Origin of the sequence: Pseudarthrobacter sp. fls2-241-R2A-127, assembly GCF_030209355.1 — a bacterium.
GTDB lineage: Bacteria > Actinomycetota > Actinomycetes > Actinomycetales > Micrococcaceae > Arthrobacter.
The window spans coordinates 68,551-86,392 of record NZ_JARVSF010000004.1 but is presented as its reverse complement, the minus strand read 5'-3'; the positions used below and the strand labels follow the sequence as shown (position 1 = coordinate 86,392).

18 protein-coding genes and 1 riboswitch are annotated in these 17,842 nt (G+C 66.4%); of the genes, 16 read left to right on the top strand and 2 right to left on the bottom strand.

Going from position 1 to position 17,842, the window contains the following annotated elements; all coding sequences use genetic code 11:
• Window positions 1-418 precede the first annotated feature (418 nt).
• The 5 genes from QRN53_RS02200 (at window position 419) to QRN53_RS21840 (ending at window position 6,534) form a co-directional block, all read left to right on the top strand.
• Window positions 419-4,228: a multifunctional oxoglutarate decarboxylase/oxoglutarate dehydrogenase thiamine pyrophosphate-binding subunit/dihydrolipoyllysine-residue succinyltransferase subunit gene (locus tag QRN53_RS02200; protein WP_285242391.1), complete on the top strand. Its 3,810-nt coding sequence runs from the start codon at window positions 419-421 to the stop codon at window positions 4,226-4,228.
• Between the two features lie 142 nt (window positions 4,229-4,370).
• Entirely contained in the window at window positions 4,371-4,970 is a 600-nt protein-coding gene (locus QRN53_RS02195) for a GDSL-type esterase/lipase family protein (protein WP_285242390.1), read from the top strand.
• A gap of 82 nt (window positions 4,971-5,052) precedes the next feature.
• Entirely contained in the window at window positions 5,053-5,880 is an 828-nt protein-coding gene (locus tag QRN53_RS02190) for a DUF4097 family beta strand repeat-containing protein (protein ID WP_285242389.1), read from the top strand.
• Window positions 5,880-6,341, top strand: a complete 462-nt coding sequence (locus QRN53_RS02185; RefSeq protein WP_285242388.1) for a PadR family transcriptional regulator — start codon at window positions 5,880-5,882, stop codon at window positions 6,339-6,341. The genes QRN53_RS02190 and QRN53_RS02185 overlap by 1 nt, the downstream gene beginning before the upstream one ends.
• A 118-nt stretch (window positions 6,342-6,459) precedes the next feature.
• Entirely contained in the window at window positions 6,460-6,534 is a 75-nt protein-coding gene (locus QRN53_RS21840) for a 50S ribosomal protein bL37 (protein ID WP_369299106.1), read from the top strand.
• A gap of 102 nt (window positions 6,535-6,636) precedes the next feature.
• Here QRN53_RS21840 and rsrA read toward each other — a convergent pair whose 3' ends face one another.
• Together rsrA and QRN53_RS02175 are read right to left on the bottom strand one after the other, a co-directional pair.
• The gene (gene rsrA / locus QRN53_RS02180) at window positions 6,637-6,897 is read right to left on the bottom strand and encodes a mycothiol system anti-sigma-R factor (RefSeq protein ID WP_018760161.1); all 261 of its coding nucleotides are present in this window, start codon (window positions 6,895-6,897) and stop codon (window positions 6,637-6,639) included.
• Window positions 6,894-7,706, bottom strand: coding sequence for a sigma-70 family RNA polymerase sigma factor (locus QRN53_RS02175; protein ID WP_502934813.1), 813 nt, complete (start codon window positions 7,704-7,706; stop codon window positions 6,894-6,896). Before QRN53_RS02175 ends, rsrA begins: the two co-directional genes overlap by 4 nt.
• A gap of 237 nt (window positions 7,707-7,943) precedes the next feature.
• Here QRN53_RS02175 and QRN53_RS02170 point away from each other — a divergent pair, with 237 nt between their 5' ends.
• The 11 genes from QRN53_RS02170 (at window position 7,944) to QRN53_RS02120 (ending at window position 17,817) form a co-directional block, all read left to right on the top strand.
• Window positions 7,944-8,492, top strand: a complete 549-nt coding sequence (locus QRN53_RS02170) for a DoxX family protein (RefSeq protein WP_285242386.1) — start codon at window positions 7,944-7,946, stop codon at window positions 8,490-8,492.
• A gap of 6 nt (window positions 8,493-8,498) precedes the next feature.
• Window positions 8,499-9,887, top strand: coding sequence for a 3-phosphoshikimate 1-carboxyvinyltransferase (gene aroA / locus QRN53_RS02165; protein WP_285242385.1), 1,389 nt, complete (start codon window positions 8,499-8,501; stop codon window positions 9,885-9,887).
• Complete coding sequence (rsgA, locus tag QRN53_RS02160; protein ID WP_285242384.1) at window positions 9,871-10,986, top strand: ribosome small subunit-dependent GTPase A; 1,116 nt, start codon at window positions 9,871-9,873, stop codon at window positions 10,984-10,986. Before aroA ends, rsgA begins: the two co-directional genes overlap by 17 nt.
• 44 nt (window positions 10,987-11,030) lie before the next feature.
• The gene (gene hisN, locus QRN53_RS02155; protein ID WP_285242383.1) at window positions 11,031-11,855 is read left to right on the top strand and encodes a histidinol-phosphatase; all 825 of its coding nucleotides are present in this window, start codon (window positions 11,031-11,033) and stop codon (window positions 11,853-11,855) included.
• 141 nt (window positions 11,856-11,996) lie between these two features.
• Window positions 11,997-12,110, top strand: a riboswitch (SAM riboswitch).
• Window positions 12,111-12,145: 35 nt separating this feature from the next.
• Entirely contained in the window at window positions 12,146-13,564 is a 1,419-nt protein-coding gene (locus tag QRN53_RS02150) for an aminotransferase class V-fold PLP-dependent enzyme (protein WP_285242382.1), read from the top strand.
• A 99-nt stretch (window positions 13,565-13,663) separates the two neighbouring features.
• Window positions 13,664-14,422 carry a class I SAM-dependent methyltransferase gene (locus QRN53_RS02145; RefSeq protein ID WP_285242381.1) on the top strand — a complete coding sequence of 253 codons (759 nt, stop codon included), beginning with the start codon at window positions 13,664-13,666 and terminating at the stop codon, window positions 14,420-14,422.
• Between the two features lie 72 nt (window positions 14,423-14,494).
• Complete coding sequence (locus QRN53_RS02140) at window positions 14,495-15,199, top strand: metal-dependent transcriptional regulator (RefSeq protein WP_285242380.1); 705 nt, start codon at window positions 14,495-14,497, stop codon at window positions 15,197-15,199.
• Between the two features lie 81 nt (window positions 15,200-15,280).
• Window positions 15,281-15,658, top strand: coding sequence for a hypothetical protein (locus tag QRN53_RS02135; protein ID WP_285242379.1), 378 nt, complete (start codon window positions 15,281-15,283; stop codon window positions 15,656-15,658).
• Between the two features lie 107 nt (window positions 15,659-15,765).
• On the top strand, window positions 15,766-16,230 hold the full coding sequence (locus tag QRN53_RS02130; protein WP_285242378.1) for a pyridoxamine 5'-phosphate oxidase family protein: 465 nt from the start codon (window positions 15,766-15,768) through the stop codon (window positions 16,228-16,230).
• A gap of 77 nt (window positions 16,231-16,307) precedes the next feature.
• Window positions 16,308-16,778, top strand: a complete 471-nt coding sequence (locus QRN53_RS02125; RefSeq protein WP_285242377.1) for a pyridoxamine 5'-phosphate oxidase family protein — start codon at window positions 16,308-16,310, stop codon at window positions 16,776-16,778.
• 22 nt (window positions 16,779-16,800) lie between these two features.
• On the top strand, window positions 16,801-17,817 hold the full coding sequence (locus QRN53_RS02120) for a zinc-dependent alcohol dehydrogenase family protein (protein WP_285242376.1): 1,017 nt from the start codon (window positions 16,801-16,803) through the stop codon (window positions 17,815-17,817).
• Window positions 17,818-17,842: the final 25 nt, after the last annotated feature.

The window sequence follows — 17,842 nt, the reverse complement described above, 5'->3', positions numbered from 1 at the left end:
TGATGGGCGCGTTGTCGGGGTTTGCCGGCTCTGGGGGCGGACTGCGCGGCGCTTCTCTTCAAGCTCCGCTGACAGCGCCCAGGCCGGCACCTAGATTTACTGTCCATAAGGATTTCAGTCTACAGGAGCGGCCCCGCGCAACGACGCGGCACCGGGCGGTCCCCAGCGCCCTTAATCCCGGCCGCAAGCGCTCCGTTCCGGATGTTCCGGCGGCCCCCGCCGAGCCATCCGCGGACCCCTCGATAGGGCCACCGAACGTCACTTCATGATTTGGGTCACCCTTATTGGCAGTTAACACAGGATGCTCACTAGACTTGCAAAGGTCTGGGTTCAGAGGACGCAGAGACTGGTTCGATCGAAGTGCTGAGGCACCGGGGGGCCGGAGAGAAATCAAACTCATGGAAGAGGCGTATTTCAAGTGCCAGAGCAGCCAAGCCACCGTCTACCAGAGGAATTTGGCGGAAACGAGTGGCTCGTTGACGAACTGTACGAGCAGTACCAGCAGGACAAGAACGCCGTGGACGCCAAGTGGTGGCCGCTGTTTGAATCCTTCGACTCGGGCAACGGTTCTTCTTCCAATGGAAATTCCGCACATGCAGCCCACCCCGCCACCCGGGAACTCCCGGTCGTGAAGGCGGCTCCCGCCGCGCCGGCACCGTCGCCGGCAGCAGCCCCCGCCGCTCCCCCTGCAGTACCCGCCGCTGCCGCACCCGCGGCTGCTCCGGCCCCGGTCAAGAAGGCCCCTGCCACCGAGGCCCGCGACGGCGGCACGAAGACCGGTGCAGGCACCGGCGCCCAGCCCATCCCGGCTCAGCTGCCCAAGAACGTCAAGGCCCCCACGGCTCCCGAAGAAGACGTCGTCTCGATCCTTCGCGGCCCTGCCAAGGCCATCGCCACCAACATGGTGACCAGCCTCGAGGTTCCCACCGCGACCAGCGTGCGCGCCATCCCCGCCAAGCTGCTGATCGACAACCGCGTTGTCATCAACTCCAACCTCGCCCGTGCCCGTGGCGGCAAGGTTTCCTTCACGCACCTGATCGGCTACGCCGTCATCCGCGCCCTCTCCCAGTTCCCGTCCATGAACGTGTACTACGACGAAGTGGACGGCAAGCCCGTCGCCGTCCAGCCCGCGCACGTCAACTTCGGTATCGCCATCGACATGCCCAAGCCGGACGGCACCCGCCTGCTGATGGTCCCGAACATCAAGAAGGCCGAAACCCTCAACTTCGCCGAGTTCTGGCACACCTACGAGGACCTCATCAAGCGCGCCCGCAACGGCAAGCTGACGGCTGAGGACCACCAGGGCACCACAGTGTCCCTCACCAACCCGGGCGGCATCGGTACCGTCCACTCGGTACCCCGCCTTTCGAAGGGCCAGGCCGCCATCATCGGCGTTGGCGCCCTCGACTACCCGGCCGAGTTCCAGGGCGCCAGCGAAAAGATCATTGCGCAGAACGCCATCAGCAAGGTCCTCACCTTGACCTCCACCTACGATCACCGCGTGATCCAGGGCGCAGGCAGCGGCGAGTTCCTCAAGCTGGTCCACCAGCTCCTGCTCGGCGCCCAGAACTTCTACGACGAGATCTTCGAAGCGCTCCGCATCCCGTACGAGCCCGTCCGCTGGAGCCCCGACCTCCAGGTGGACCCCGCCGACGAGATCAACAAGGTGGCCCGGATCCAGCAGCTGATCCACTCCTACCGCGTCCGCGGACACCTGATGGCGGACACCGATCCGCTGGAATACGTCCAGCGCAAGCACCCCGACCTGGACGTCCTCACCTACGGCCTGACCCTGTGGGACCTGGACCGCGAGTGGCCCACCGGCGGCTTTGGCGGCAAGCCGATGCTCAAGTTCCGCGACATCCTGGGCGTCCTGCGCGATGCCTACTGCCGCACCACCGGCATCGAGTACATGCACATCCAGGAGCCGGCCGAACGCAAATGGTTCCAGGACCAGCTTGAGCACCCCTATTCCAAGCCCAGCCGCGAAGAACAGATCCGGATCGTTTCCAAGCTCAACGCCGCCGAGGCCTTCGAGACGTTCCTCCAGACCAAGTTCGTGGGCCAGAAGCGCTTCTCGCTTGAGGGCGGCGAATCGCTGATCCCCCTGCTGGACGCCATCATGTCCGATGCTGCCGACGACGGCCTGGACGAAGTTGCCATCGGAATGGCGCACCGCGGCCGCCTTAACGTGCTGACGAACATCGCCGGCAAGACCTACGCCCAGGTGTTCCGCGAGTTCGAAGGAACCCAGGATCCGCGCTCCGTCCAGGGTTCGGGTGACGTCAAGTACCACCTGGGCACCGAGGGCACCTTCACGTCGGATAACGGCAAGGAGACCAAGGTCTACCTGGCCGCCAACCCCTCGCACCTTGAAGCCGTCGATTCCGTCCTCGAGGGCATTGTCCGTGCCAAGCAGGACCGCCTGGACCAGGGCGAGTCCTTCCCCGTGCTGCCCATCATGGTCCACGGCGACGCCGCCTTCGCCGGCCAGGGTGTCGTGGCCGAGACGCTCAACCTCTCCCAGCTGCGCGGCTACCGCACCGGTGGCACCATCCACGTGGTGGTCAACAACCAGGTGGGCTTCACCACGGCCCCGTCGTCCTCGCGTTCGTCCACGTACTCCACCGACGTCGCCAAGATGATCCAGGCACCGGTCTTCCACGTGAACGGCGACGACCCCGAGGCAGTGGTCCGCATCGGCCAGCTCGCCTACGAATTCCGGCAGCGCTTCCACAAGGACGTTGTCATCGATATGGTGTGCTACCGCCGCCGCGGCCACAACGAGGGCGATGACCCCTCGATGACCCAGCCGCTGATGTACAACCTGATCGAAGCCAAGCGCTCCGTCCGCAAGCTGTACACCGAGTCGCTGATCGGCCGCGGGGACATCACCGAGGAAGAAGCCGAGCAGTTGCTCCGCGACTACCAGGAACGGCTGGAGCGCGTCTTCGCCGAGACCCATGCCGCGCAGACCTCGCCGATCCCGATCGTGACCGCCGACTCCGCCGCCGTGTCCGATATCGAACGGCCCATGGCACAGCAGTCTGACTCCAACGTCAGCGCACCGGTCGCCACCGCCATCAGCGCTGAGACCCTTGCCCGGATTGGCAAGGCCCACGTCGAGGTCCCCGAGGGCTTCACTGTCCACGCCAAGCTCAAGCAGCTGCTCGAGAAGCGCGAGCAGATGTCCCGCGAAGGCGGCATCGACTGGGGCTTCGGCGAGATCGCAGCTTTCGGTTCCCTGATCATGGAAGGCGTTCCTGTCCGCCTCGCCGGCCAGGATTCGCGCCGCGGCACCTTCGTCCAGCGCCACGCCGTCTTCCACGACCGCGCCAACGGCAAGGAATGGCTGCCCCTGGGCAACCTCTCTGATGACCAGGCCAAGCTGTGGATCTACGACTCGCTGCTGTCCGAATACGCGGCCATGGGTTTCGAATACGGCTACTCCGTGGAGCGGCCGGACGCGCTGGTCCTGTGGGAAGCCCAGTTCGGTGACTTCGTCAACGGTGCGCAGACCATCATCGACGAGTTCATCTCCTCCGCGGAACAGAAGTGGGGCCAGCGCTCCTCGCTGGTACTGATGCTCCCGCACGGCTACGAAGGCCAGGGCCCGGACCACTCGTCGGCGAGGATCGAGCGCTTCCTGCAGCTGTGCGCGGAAGACAACATGATCGTGGCAAACCCCACCACGGCAGCCTCGCACTTCCACCTGCTGCGCCGCCAGGCGTACAGCCGCCCGCGCAAGCCGCTGATCATCTTCACGCCCAAGCAGCTGCTGCGCCTCAAGGCTGCCGCTTCGTCCGTGGAGGACTTCACCACCGGAGCCTTCCGCCCGGTCATCGGCGAGCACGAGCAGCTGCCGGCCACCGCCGTCGAACGCGTGATCCTGGTCTCCGGCCGCCTGTACTACGATCTCCTGTCCACCCGCCAGAAGACCGGTGACAAGACCACCGCGATCGTGCGCGTTGAGCAGCTCTACCCGCTGCCGCACGCCGAAATCGCGGCGGAGCTTGCCAAGTACCCGAACGCCGATGTCGTGTGGGCCCAGGACGAGCCTGCCAACCAGGGCCCGTGGCCGTTCATCGGGCTGAACCTGCCGGAAGCCCTGGACCGCCGGGTCCGCCTGGTATCCCGGCCGGCGTCCGCCTCCACGGCTGCAGGTTCGATGAAGCGGCACGCCGCGGAACAGGATCTGCTGCTGAAGCAGGCATTTGCACGGAAGTAACCCGTAAGGCTGCCCGGCCGGACGTCGAAATACCAGCGTCCGGCCGGGCAGTTCTGTTTAATGGTTGGACAGCGCCGCCCCGTACCTCCGCAGCTGCGGCGGCAACGGAGGCTGCGGCCGGTTCGGAAGTAAAGAGGAACGCGTGGAAGACAGGAAGCTGCGGATCGCAGCTGTAGGAGACGAACTGCTGGCCGGACTGGGCGACCCCCGGGCGCTGGGCTGGCTTGGCCGCGTCCTGGCCCGCACTCCCCAGGACGGCATGCTGCTGGAAAGCTATGCCCTCCCCTGTCCGCAGGAAGGTACCGAGGGGCTTGCGGCCCGGTGGTTGGACGAAGCTGGCCGGCGCTTCAGCAACCAGGCGGAGAACCGCTTGGTCATCGGCCTGTCCGGACGTGACATCGAATTCGGCCTCTCGACCGCGCGGAGCAGGCTGAACCTGGCCAACATCCTGGACTCGGCTTCGCAGAACCGCATCGAGGTCTTCGTCGTCGGACCCCCGCCCACCCTCGATCCGGCCCAGAACCGCAGGCTGGACGAACTGAACACCGCCTTCGCCGACGTCACCACCCGGCGCAAGCACCTTTACGTCGATACCTTCTCGCCACTGCTGAACCACGAACAGTGGCGCCAGGACCTCGCCGCAAACGGGGGCACCCCGGGCCAGGCCGGATATGGCCTCATGGCTTGGCTGGTGCTCCACCGCGGCTGGTTCCAGTGGCTGGGGATGGACGCCCCGCAGTAGGCATGGACAGGATGCCTTGACCGGCGCAGGGCGGCGCGGCTAGGTTGAAGGCCAACGCGATATATCGCCTCTGGAGGGGACCATGGCTGACGGAAACTGGAGTGTGCAAGGCCCGCAAACCATCGAGATCGGGGACGCCACAGCCCTGAAGCTGGGCATGGTGCGCGGCACGTTCACCGTGACGGCCCATGCCGGGCCGTATGTGCGGGTTGAGATCTCGGAGGTCCACGGGGACCCCGTGGCGGTTTCGGCCAGTGGCGGCCGGGTGGAGGTCCGGCACCAGCTGAATGGTCCGCAGGGATGGTTCAAGAATTTGATGGAAACCGTCAATCACAGCAGCGACAACTCGGCAGTGATCAGCATCTCCGTTCCACCGGGCGTCGAGGTGGAAGTTGGCACCGTCAGTGGCGAGGGAGTGGTCTCCGGCGTCGCCGCCCATGTCCGCCTCAATACGGTGTCGGGCTCCGTCGTGGCGGACGGTACCTCCGGTGACCTGCAGGTCAACACTGTCAGCGGTACGGCCGCCGTCAGGGACCACCGCGGCGTCCTCACGGTCAAGAGCGTCTCCGGGGCGGTAACCGCGTCCGGACACTTCACCAACGTGCGGACGAACACCGTCAGCGGCCACCTCAGTTTCGAACTCCTTGGCTTCACCCATGATTTCGGTTCCAACTCCGTCTCCGGAGACCTCACCATCCAGCTCCCCCACGATGTCGGCGTCGATATCGTAGCCAAGTCGGCCGGCGGAGCGGTGGTCCTTGACGGCCAGCAGTGCTTCCTGGCCAACGGAAAAGTGGAGACGATTGCCGGGCCGGACGGGCAGTTGATGCTGGTCAGGACCAACTCGGTGTCCGGCAGGACGTCCATTGTCCACGCCCCGGCCTCCGGCAGCGGGGAAGCACACGGCTGATGCCGCCCGTCTTCGCACACGGTGCGTTGCGCTTGTACCTGCTTGCCCTGCTCGAGGGCGGACCCAAGCACGGGTACGAGCTCATCAAGGCGCTCGAGGGCCGGTTCGAAGGCGCATACTCGCCCAGCGCAGGAACAATCTACCCACGGCTGGGCAAGCTTGAGGAGGAAGGACTGGTATCAACTGAGCCTTCCGGGCGACGTACCACGTACTGCATCACGGCAGCCGGAGTTGCCGAGCTGAACCGGCGCCGGGTGGACCTCGCAGCGGTGGAACGCGGCATCTCCGCGTCCGTGCAGCGGCTTGCCGTAGAGCTGATGCTGCAGCAATTCGGTGATGGCATCCGTGCGGACCTTCAAGGCCAGTCCCCGCACGGGCCCCTGAACGCGGTGGCACTTGATCAGGTCCGGCTTGTCCTTGAACAAGCCCGGTCAGCCATCAGCAGCACGCTCCACAGCTAGGCCGCGCCACTCCGCCGCACCACCGCAGGCCATCCGGCTGCTCCGGTTCGCGGGGCGCCACATCATGTGGGAGACTGGAGGGCAGCTCTTTTGAGTACCAACAGTAAGGAGGCCAGCTATGAGCAAGCGTGCACGCAAGCGTCGTGACCGTAAGCGTGGCGGCGCGAACCACGGGAAGCGCCCCAACACCTAGGCAAATGCCAGGGACTACGGTTCAAGCAAAGGACCCCGCAAGCCATTCGGCTTGCGGGGTCCTTTGCTGTCGGCGGCCAGAGTCCGCCGGTGCGTCGCTTTCCTACGCCTCCACCGGGCGGATGGCGTGGATCCGGTCCAGGATGGCGTTCTTCAGGTTGTCCGGCGCGGACTCCGTGCAGGAGCGCTTGACCATGTTGCGGATGACGCACTCCAGGTCATACTGCTGCGCACACTCAGGGCAGTCGTCCAAGTGGTTCTTGATTTCGGTCAGGTCCTCGCGGGTCAGCGCCCCGTCAAGGTATTCGTAGATGCGTTGCATCCGTGTGTCGTCGCAATCGCCCAATCCCTGGCAGTCGCTCATTTCCTGCTCTCCTGTGATTTGCTTCCTGCCGCATCCGATGCATCTGCGGCCGTTTTGAATCCGCGCTCGGCGGCGTATTCCGCGAGCATGTCCCGCAACATTCTCCGGCCGCGGTGGAGCCGGGACATCACAGTGCCGATGGGCGTATTCATGATGTCTGAGATTTCTTTGTAGGCGTAGCCCTCGACGTCGGCAAAATAGACTGCCAATCGGAATTCCTCCGGAATGTCCTGGAGCGCCCGCTTGACGTCCGAATCCGGGAGGTGGTCCAACGCCTCGGCCTCAGCCGAGCGAAGTCCGCTTGAAGTATGCGACTCCGCGCGGGCAAGCTGCCAGTCCTCGATCGTGTCCGAGTTGGACTGAAGCGGCTCGCGCTGCCTCTTGCGGTAGAGGTTGATGTAGGTGTTGGTCAGGATCCGGTACAGCCACGCTTTGAGGTTCGTGCCCGGCTTGTACTGGTGGAACGCGGAAAAAGCCTTGGTGTAGGCCTCCTGGACCAGGTCTTCGGCATCTGAGGGGTTCCGTGCCATGCGCATCGCAGCCGAGTACAGCTGGTCAACGTACTGCATGGCGTCCCGCTCGAACCGCAGGCGGCGGTCCTCGACCGTCTCCGCATCAACGTCCAGGGCGGCGTCCTCGGTGTCCGGCCCTGCGGCCGGAGCAACCACTTCCGCCGGTGCGGCAGACGCCGGCGGCGCCCCTGCCGAGCCGTTCGCTGCGCCAGGTGATGCCTCATACATGGCCGCGACGGCCGGATCCAGGGTGCTCATTGCCTTCAAGTCTACTGTCAGCCTTCCCGCCCGGGGCATGCCGTACTCAACGGGTTCGGCAGCCAGCGCTTCCACTGCCACCGGACCCGCAGGCCTCGTTCCGTCCAACACCTTCCCCAAGGGCCAACTCCGCTCTGTATCGGGTGAATGATCGTCGGGCCGCATGTCAGTGACCCGTTTGCCATAACCCCCTCCCGCAGGCAAATATTCCCCAAAAGTGCAAGACTAGGACCGACTCCGCCGCGTTCCGCGGTTCGTCCAGCCAGGAGGAAATCCATGTCCTTTGTCCGCACGCTCGCACGGCCTATGCTCGCCTCCAGTTTTGTTATTGCCGGACTGGATAAGCTCAAGAACTCCGACGACACTGCCCAGCAGCTCTCACCCCTGCTGCGCAAGGCCGCGGCTTCGCTGCCCTTCCAGGCCAGCGAAAAGACCCTTGCCCGTGTCATCGGCGGCACGCAGGTGGGCGCCGGCGTCCTGTTCGGGCTGGGCAAGTTCTCCAGGCTCTCCGCATCCCTGCTGACGGTCGTTTCCCTCTTGAACACGTTCGTTGAGTGGCGCAGCGCGGACATCAGCAGCAAGGAAGGCCGCGAGACCCGCCGGAACCAGTTGCTCAAGAACCTCTCCCTCAGCGGCGGTGCATTGCTCGCTTCGGTGGACACCGCAGGCAAGCCGGGACTGGCCTGGCGTGCCGAGCACCTGGCCGCAGGTGCCCGCCGGAACGCAACGCACCTCGCGGCAGACGCGCGCAAGACCACGAACAAGAAGCTGCACAAGGCGGACAAGGCTGTGCGCCGGGCCGTCGATCACGCCACAGGAGCATAAGCACGAATGACCGCAGCAACTGCCGCACGGGACACGTCCGGAACACCCGTCCAGCACTGGGATGCACCTTTCGCTTCCCGGCCCATCAATGCCACGGTGACGGTGCCAGGCTCGAAATCCCTGACCAACCGGTACCTTGTTCTGGCTGCGTTGGCGGACGGACCGTCCCGGTTGCGGGCGCCCCTGCATTCCAGGGATTCCGCTCTGATGATCGATGCGCTGCGGCAACTCGGCGCCACGATCACGGAGGTTCCCGGCGACGGAGCCTTCGGTCCCGACCTTGAAGTGGTTCCGCTGCCTGCACAAGCCCAGGCAACGCTGACCAGGATCGACTGCGGGCTGGCAGGCACGGTCATGCGGTTCGTGCCGCCGCTCGCTGCGCTCCGCAACGGCGCCAGCGTGTTCGACGGCGACCCGCACGCCCGCAAGCGTCCTATGGGGACCATCATCGAGGCCCTCAAGGCCCTGGGCGTAGCGGTCTCAGCCGAAGACGGGAACACCCCTGCTTCCCTCCCGTTCGTCGTGGAGGGCAGAGGCTCGGTCCGCGGCGGGCACCTGGTGATTGACGCCAGCGCCTCGTCCCAGTTTGTCTCGGCGCTCCTGCTGGTGGGGGCAAGGTTCGACGACGGCCTGCACCTTGAGCACGTCGGCAAACCGGTTCCCAGCCTGGACCACATCAACATGACGGTCGCGGTCCTGCGCGGCGCAGGCGTGTCAGTGGACGACTCCGTTCCCAACCACTGGGTGGTGGCACCCGGACCGATCCGCGCCTTCGACCAGCGGATCGAACAAGACCTTTCCAATGCAGGCCCGTTCCTGGCGGCGGCCCTCGCTTCGCGGGGAACTGTCCGGATCCCGGACTGGCCGGCGGAAACCCAGCAGGTAGGCGACCTGTGGCGCAGCATCCTCACCACCATGGGCGCCACCGTCACCCTGGCAGGCGGCGTCCTGACCGTCACCGGCGGCCCGGAGATCAAGGGTGGCAACTTCGCCGACACCAGCGAGCTCGCCCCCACCGTCGCCGCGCTGTGCGCCTTGGCTTCGGGGCCCTCCCGGCTCACCGGGATCGCGCACCTGCGCGGACACGAAACAGACAGGCTCGCCGCCTTGGTGGCGGAGATCAACCGGCTCGGCGGCGACGCCGAGGAAACCCCGGACGGACTGCTCATCCGCCCCGCCCGGCTGCACGCCGGCGTCGTGCACAGCTACGCGGACCACCGCATGGCCACTGCCGGGGCAATCCTGGGACTCGCGGTGCAAGGGGTCCAGGTGGAGGACATTGCCACCACCGCCAAGACCATGCCCGATTTTCCCCAGCTTTGGGCGGGCATGCTGGCCCAGGAAGGCACGTCCGCCACCGGACCTGAAGGGCGCGGCAGTGGCGCGCAGCACTGATTCCTGGGACGAATCGGACGTCAGGATCCGCCCAAGCAAGAAAGGCTCCCGGCCCCGCACCAAGGACCGTCCCAGCCACGACGACGCCGTAACCGGCCGGATCATCACAGTGGACCGCGGCCGGTACACCGCGGTGGTGGGCGAGGACTCGGGTGATGAGCGCGTGGTCATCGCTGCACGCGCCCGCGAGCTTCGCCGTAATCCCGTGGTGGCCGGCGACTTCGTCTCCCTGGTCGGGGACGTCTCCGGAGCGCCGGACACGCTGGCCCGACTGGTTAAGATCCAGGACCGACGCACCCTCCTGCGCCGCAGCGCCGACGACACCGATCCCGTGGAGCGCGCCGTGGTGGCAAACGCGGACCAGCTGGTCATCGTCGTGGCAGCTGCCAACCCCGAGCCCCGCACCGGCTTCATAGACCGCGCCCTGGTGGCGGCCTATGACGCCGGGATCGAGCCGATCCTCCTGGTGACCAAGGCGGACGTGAAGGACCCCGCGGAGCTCCTCTCCAATTACACGCACCTGGACTTCCCGGTCATCATCAGCAAGACCGCCGACGCGCAGGCCTCCGGAATTGACGCGCGGTCCGACGACGGCCTTTCCGCCCGGCTGGACAGCGCAGCGGTGGCGGCCCTCCGCGCCCACCTCGACGGCACAGTCACCGTCATGCTGGGTCATTCCGGGGTGGGCAAATCCACCATGGTGAACGCACTCACGGGCGCCGAGCGGGCCACCGGCGGCGTCAACGCCGTGACCGGGCGCGGCCGGCACACGTCATCTTCGGCGCTGGCACTGCGGCTGGCGGACGCGCCGCCCGGCAGCTGGATCATCGACACCCCGGGTATCCGCTCCTTTGGCCTGGCACACGTGGACCCGGACAGGATCCTGCGCTCGTTCCCGGACCTCTCCCCCGGCATCGAAAACTGCGAACGGGGCTGCAAGCACACGGCAACGGCGGTTAACTGCGGGCTGGACGAGTGGGTTAACGGCGGACACGCCGGCCCCACCGGAGCCGCCCGCCTGGCATCCCTGCGGCGGTTGCTTGGCGCCGACCCGAGGATGGAAGCACAGGAAACCAAGGAGCTCGGCAGCGTCAACTGACGCGTTCTCCCGGCAGAAACGCCCGCAGACGGTAGTTTGGAACCATGATCCAACCCGCTTCGAGTTACAACGATGACCTGCGCCTGGCCCACGTCCTGGCCGACTCCGTGGATGACCAGACGATGAGCCGGTTCAAGGCCCTGGACCTCCACGTCGAGACCAAGCCGGACCTGACGCCGGTCACCGATGCCGACAAGGCCGCCGAGGAAGCCATCCGCGGCCAGCTCTCCCGTTCCCGGCCCCGCGATGCAGTCCTGGGCGAGGAATTCGGCAGCACCGGCCACGGCTCGCGGCGCTGGATCATCGATCCCATCGACGGGACCAAGAACTTCGTCCGCGGCGTCCCGGTCTGGGCCACGCTGATCGCCCTGGTGGACGAAGGCGAGCCCGTAGTCGGCGTCGTCAGCGCACCGGCGCTCGGCAAGCGCTGGTGGGCGGCCAAAGGCATGGGTGCGTACATGGGCAGGTCCCTGGCCGCCGCCACCCGGCTCCGGGTCTCCAACGTCTCCAACCTGGCCGACGCCTCCCTCTCCTACTCCAGCCTGGGCGGCTGGAAGGAACGCGGAAACCTTGACGACTTCCTGGGCCTGACGGAGGACGTGTGGCGGACCCGGGCGTACGGGGACTTCTGGTCCTACTGCATGGTGGCCGAAGGCTCGGTGGACATCGCCTGCGAACCCGAACTGAATTTGTACGACATGGCTGCCCTGGTGCCGATCGTGGTGGAGGCCGGCGGCCGCTTCACCTCCCTCGAAGGCGAGGACGGACCGTTCGGCGGCAATGCGCTGGCCACGAACTCGATCCTGCATTCAGAGGTGCTGCACCGGCTGAACCCGGACCTCGACGACCTGCTTCAGCAGGCGCCCTGACCGCGCGAATTTCGAATAATACGACGCCGGACGCCTCTTTTTGGGGGTGTCCGGCGCCGTTTGTTCGGCAGGACGTAACAAAGGCCTTAACAATTCCCGCAGCTTTAGTCCTGGCCATTCCATGTTCTACGCTTTTATCCAGGTCACGAGTGCCAGCGCAAAACCCCGGTTTGCTGGCCGGCAACCCTCCATTCGCGGTGGGGTGCCCCGGGTGACGACCAGGCCGGTCCGGAGCGGATACGGCAAGCGCGGATTCCACTATGCCGGAGTCCTGTCCAAGTGAGGTCTCTGTGACAACTGCCACCGTCTCCCCCCAGTCCGCCATCGCCACCGCAGCCGCGGCGGATCCGCGCCAGGGCGTCGCCGGCCGGCCGCTCGCTGCGGTCACGGGCGCTGAAATCCAGGCGCCCCTCATTTCGGGCGGCCACGTCCGCTACGCGAACCTCGACTACGGTGCATCCGCCCCCGCACTGTCAGTGGTGTCCGCGTACCTGAACGAGATCCTCCCGTACTACGCGAGTGTCCACCGGGGCGCCGGGTACGCATCCCAGATCAGCACCTCCGTCTACGAAAACGCCCGCAGCATTGTCCGGGACTTCGTAGGAGGCCGCCCCGATGATTCGGTCATCTTTACCCGAAACACCACCGACTCCCTGAACCTGCTGGCCGGTTGCCTGCCGTTGGCAGACGGCCGCCCCGCCGGTGATGTGCTGTACCTGGACATCGAACACCACGCCAACCTCCTGCCGTGGCAGGGGGTCCCGCACCGCAGCATCGTCGCCGAGGACACCATCAGCGGCACGCTGGAGGCCGTCCGCGCTGAGCTGGAGCAGGGTGGCGTCAGCCTGCTGGCCATCACCGGCGCCTCGAACGTCACAGGGGAAATCCTCCCCATCCGCGCCTTCGCCGCACTGGCGCACCAGCACGGCGCCCGGATCGTGGTGGACGCCGCGCAGCTCGCGCCGCACCGCCGGGTGGACATCAGCACGGATGACGTCGACTACCTCGCTTTCTCCGGCCACAAGCTGTACGCACCGTTCGGTGCAGGCGTCCTGGTGGGACGCCCGGACTGGCTCGACGCCGGGACCCCCCACCTCGCCGGCGGCGGCGCGGTCAAGGAGGCAAGGCTCGACGGCGTCAGCTGGGCCACCGGCCCGGCCCGCCACGAGGGGGGCTCACCGAACGTCCTCGGCGCCGCCACGCTGGCCCGCGCCACGCAGGTCATCGCCGAACTGGACCAGGCCCGGTGGCACGCCCACGAAGCGGCCATCCGCTCCTTCCTGGTGGGGGGCCTGCAGGGCGTCGACGGCGTCACCGTCCACCAGATCTTCAAGGACACCAATCCGGAAACGGACACCATCGGCGTGGTCAACTTCTCGGTTGCGGGCTACGACGCCGGGCTGGTGGCCGCCTACCTCTCGGCCGAACACGGCGTGGGCCTGCGCGACGGACGCTTCTGCGCCCACCCGCTGCTGAAGCGCTTGGGCCTGCCGAACGGCTCCCTCCGGGCAAGTTTCGGCGTGGGATCACGCTTGGAGGATGCCGAACGCCTCCTGGCCGGCATCCGGGCGCTGCGCAGCGACGGACTGGGCTGGGACTATGTGGTGGACTCAGGCCGCTGGGTACCGGCCAACGATTCCCGCACCTACCCGCACTGGGCACCCAACACCCCGGGTACGGCCGGCGCTGCTCCCTGCATCGACGACTGACCCCTGGCACTTCCCTCCGCTTGTCCCTCGGCACGTTCCAAGGCGGTGCGTGCGGTAAATTCGAGGGACATCAACAGGCGGAATTGAAGGAGTCCACGCGTGGTTCGGGGTGGCCCCAAGCTTGATCACGGGCGGCGGCGGGAACTTGGCGGAAGTTTCCGCGACGGCGGACGGCATTACCAGCGCGTCCGGCCGGGATACCCCCTGGAATCTGCGCGGTGGCTGGTGCCCGCCCAGGCCCGGGACGCACTGGACGTCGGGGCTGGCACCGGAAAATTCACGGCCCTGCTGCTGGAGTTGGGGCTGGAGGTAACCGCCGTCGACCCCTCCACGGACATGCTCGCCCAACTGGCGGCGCACTGCCCCGCCGCCACGGCTGTGACGGGAACCGCGGAGGCGACGGGGCTGACCGACGCTTCCTTCGACGTCGTCACCGTGGCCCAGGCCTGGCACTGGTGCGACGCGCTGCCGGCGAGCGCCGAACTTGCCCGTGTCCTCCGTCCGCACGGAACGCTCGGCCTCATATGGAACCAACTGGATACCTCGGTGCCGTGGGTGCACAGGCTCTCCAGGATCATGCACGCCGGAGATGTATACCGGCCGGGTCACAAGCCCGTGGTGGGGCCCGAATTCACCGGACTCGAAGGGCATGTCACGCACTGGCAGGACAGGGTGACCACCACCGACCTGATGGAACTGACCAAGTCGCGCAGCTATTACCTGCGGGCCGGTGAGGCGACCCGGGCCAAAGTCCTGGCGAACCTGGACTGGTACCTCCACGACCATCTTGGCTACGGGGCGGACCAGGAACTCGACCTTCCCTACCTCACCCTGGTCTGGCGCGCCGTGAAGGCGTAACAGGATGGGATTGCCCGGCGCTGCGGGCTCCACGGACCCGGCCACGGCGCGCAACCCGGTAGGCTTGAGCCTGTGAAGACCAGCGCGCCATCCTCCTCCATTGAGGACTACGTCAAGGTCATCTATTCCTTCACTGAATGGCAGGACAAGCCCATCACGTCCTCCCAACTGGCCCAGCGGCTCGGAGTGGCGAATTCGTCCGTATCCGAGATGGTCCGCAAGCTCAAGGACCAGGGCCTGGTGGACCACAAGCCGTACAGCGCGGTAACGCTGACCGATGCAGGGCTGCGGCTTGCGCTGGCCATGGTGCGGCGCCACCGGCTGATTGAAACTTATCTTGTGCAGCGCCTGGGCTACAGCTGGGATGAAGTGCACGATGAGGCCGAACAACTGGAGCACGCGGTATCGGACACGTTCATTGAGCGCGTCGCCGCCAAACTCGGGGATCCCAGCCGGGATCCGCACGGAGACCCCATTCCCACGGCGGACGGCCAGGTGCTGATGCCGCGCGCCCACCTCCTGGCCGAGCTGGACGAGGGCCATTCCGGCAGGATCACCAGGATCAGCGACGACAACCCTGAGTTGCTCCGTTACCTGGCCTCTGAGGACATCGAGCTTGACGCCGGCGTGGAAGTGTTGGGACGGCGTCCCTTTGGCGGCGCGCTGGTGGTGCGGATCGGCGGTGCCCGGGAGTATGACCTCGCTGACGAAATCGCCGCGGCGCTGTGGGTTTCCAGCGACGCCCCGCACCCGGGCTGCGTCCTGGACCAACCCTGACCGGCGGAGCTGCCGGAACAGCAGGCTGGTGTGGCCATGGCCACCGGCGGGATTTGGCCTGCTCCCGTATCGTGGACTGTGATGATCAGCAGACGTGACGCAGCAATAGCCCTCGATGTACCCCTTGAAATGGCGCAACGCCATGGCCTGCCGAAGTGGATGTCCGAGGCCGAGCTCGGCGACATCCTGGACAATCCGCCCCCATGGCTGGTGCAGTCACGCGCCAACCGGACAGGCAAGCGGCCGGTGTGGGTCCACCTGGAATGCGCCGTGTGCGGGTATGAGGAAGCGGCACGGCCCAAGAAGTGGTGGCCGGACTTCACCTATGTGGTGTGTGATCACCACGCACCGGCCGAGGTACCACCGGTACAGCCCGGCTTCGTCCGCGGCGAGTACGACGGCGTCGGGACGCGTTTCATAGGCATCGCGGACGTCGAAGCGCCCACCCCGGGAGTTTAGCTCTTCCGGTCGCGCAACCTGCCCCGCCCTGGCTGAACACCACCCGGCGGCACAGCGTTCCCCCTCCACCGGTGCACTGCAGCTGCCCAGGCTTTAGGATCGGTACCATGACTGGTTCCCCGGCAGGCTCTCCCACGGAAATATTGGACGCTGACGAGTGCTGGGAGTACCTGAAGTCTTCCTACATCGGCCGGCTGGCAGTCATCAACGGCGACATTCCCGAGATCTTTCCGGTGAACTTCTCCGTCTCCGGCGAAATGCTGTTTTTCCGGACGGCGCCGGGAACCAAGCTTCGTGCCTTGCTGAGCGGGGCGGTGGCAGCGCTGGAGGTTGACGGACTCAATCCATACGCCACGGAGGTGTGGAGCGTGGTTGCAAAGGGCAGGCCGGAACCGTTCGACGAAACGCGCATGAGCCTGCCGGCAGTCGACGCCGACCGTGAACCCTGGGAGGCCGGGATTAAGGACCACCTGATCGCCATCTCGCCCACCGAACTCACCGGCCGCCGTTTCCCGGTCACGCCGCCCACCCGGTGGTGGCCGCCCGTGGACTTCGCCGCCGATTGGCTCTAGCCGCAAGCACATTCGTCCGCCTAGGCCGGGCCTTTGTGCCCTTTCCGGGCGCGGGCGACTTCCCTACGCTGTGCCCTATGACACAGAACACAAACGTACCGGCAGCAGAAATCCTCGATGCTGAAGAGTGCTGGTCGCTTCTTTCCCAGACCGGGGTGGGACGCCTGGCTGTCTTGGCGGATGGCCATCCTGACGTCTTTCCCGTCAATTACAAGGTGGACGGCCATACGCTTGTCTTCCGCACGGGCGGCGGCACCAAACAGCAGGCCATCGAGTCCGACGCCGTCGTGGCCCTCGAAGCAGATGCGGTCAGTTCCCAATTCGGCCTGGCATGGAGCGTCGTGGTCAAGGGCAAGGCCGTCGAGACGACGCCAACAGGCCCGGACCTCGACGACATCCGGCGCGCACTCTTCCCCTGGCAGGGGGTGGGCAAGGAATATTTCATCCGTATCACCCCCGAGTCCATCACGGGGAGGCGCTTCACCATGACAGCACCGCTGCTGTGGCAAACACCGCTGGACGACGCGACCCGCGCCGGCTTCGAGTAAGCGCCACCGGAAGGGATGTTCCGTGCGTGCATGGTGGGTGGGAAGCCCCGGCCCCATCTCCACGCATCCCCTGGTTCAGGGGGACCGGGCCACGCCCAGGCCGCGGCCGAATGAGCTCGTGGTTCAGGTCAGCGTTTGCGGCGTATGCCGCACCGACCTCCATCTCGCTGAAGGAGACCTGGCGCCCCAACACCAGCATGTGGTCCCCGGGCACGAGGCGGTCGGCGTCGTCATCGAAACGGGCGCTGACTGCTCACGGTTCCACGCCGGCGACAGGGTAGGCGTCGCCTGGCTCGGCGGAGTGTGCGGCAGGTGCGACTACTGCCGCCGCGGCGACGAAAACCTGTGCTCATCGCCGGTGTTCACCGGCTGGGACACGGACGGCGGCTTTGCCGAACGGCTGGCAGTCGCCGAGGACTTTGCCTACCCGATCCCGCCTGCCTTCTCCGATGTACAGGCCGCGCCGTTGCTGTGCTCCGGGATCATCGGGTACCGGGCCTTGAAACGCGCTGCGTTGCCGGTTGGGGGCCGCCTTGGCATTTACGGCTTCGGCAGCTCCGCCCATATCACCGCGCAGCTGGCCATCAGGCAGGGTGCTTCAGTATTCGTCATGACCCGCTCGGAGGCGGCCCGATCACTCGCACTGGAATTGGGAGCCGAGTACGCCGGCGACGCCTTTGGCCGGCCACCTGTGCCGCTGGATTCCGCCATCCTGTTCGCACCGGTGGGCGATCTCGTGCCGGTGGCGCTGGCGGCCCTCGACCGTGGCGGGACACTTGCCGTTGCCGGGATCCACCTCAGCGATATTCCGGCCCTGAATTACGGCCGGGAGCTTTTCTATGAACGCCAGCTGCGCAGCGTCACAGCCAATACCCGGGCGGACGGGCGGGAGTTTCTGGCCGTGGCAGCCCGGCTGTCACTGACCCTGAGGACAACCGAATACCCGTTCGACGCCGCCGACAAAGCGCTCGAAGATCTGGCTGCAGACAGGATCACCGGGTCCGCCGTCCTGCGCGTCCGCCCGGAGCAGCCCGGCTAGGCTCCCGTCGTGGCAGCCTCTTCCG

Bases quoted from the DNA above. Each gene is read 5' to 3' on its own strand.
- QRN53_RS02190 (WP_285242389.1), top strand. From the start codon at position 5,053: ATGGCTGACGGAAACTGGAGTGTGCAAGGCCCGCAAACCATCGAGATC.
- QRN53_RS02185 (WP_285242388.1), top strand. From the start codon at position 5,880: ATGCCGCCCGTCTTCGCACACGGTGCGTTGCGCTTGTACCTGCTTGCC.
- rsrA (WP_018760161.1), bottom strand. From the start codon at position 6,897: ATGAGCGACTGCCAGGGATTGGGCGATTGCGACGACACACGGATGCAA.
- QRN53_RS02175 (WP_502934813.1), bottom strand. From the start codon at position 7,706: ATGCCCCGGGCGGGAAGGCTGACAGTAGACTTGAAGGCAATGAGCACC.
- QRN53_RS02170 (WP_285242386.1), top strand. From the start codon at position 7,944: ATGTCCTTTGTCCGCACGCTCGCACGGCCTATGCTCGCCTCCAGTTTT.
- aroA (WP_285242385.1), top strand. From the start codon at position 8,499: ATGACCGCAGCAACTGCCGCACGGGACACGTCCGGAACACCCGTCCAG.
- hisN (WP_285242383.1), top strand. From the start codon at position 11,031: ATGATCCAACCCGCTTCGAGTTACAACGATGACCTGCGCCTGGCCCAC.
- QRN53_RS02135 (WP_285242379.1), top strand. From the start codon at position 15,281: ATGATCAGCAGACGTGACGCAGCAATAGCCCTCGATGTACCCCTTGAA.
- QRN53_RS02130 (WP_285242378.1), top strand. From the start codon at position 15,766: ATGACTGGTTCCCCGGCAGGCTCTCCCACGGAAATATTGGACGCTGAC.
- QRN53_RS02125 (WP_285242377.1), top strand. From the start codon at position 16,308: ATGACACAGAACACAAACGTACCGGCAGCAGAAATCCTCGATGCTGAA.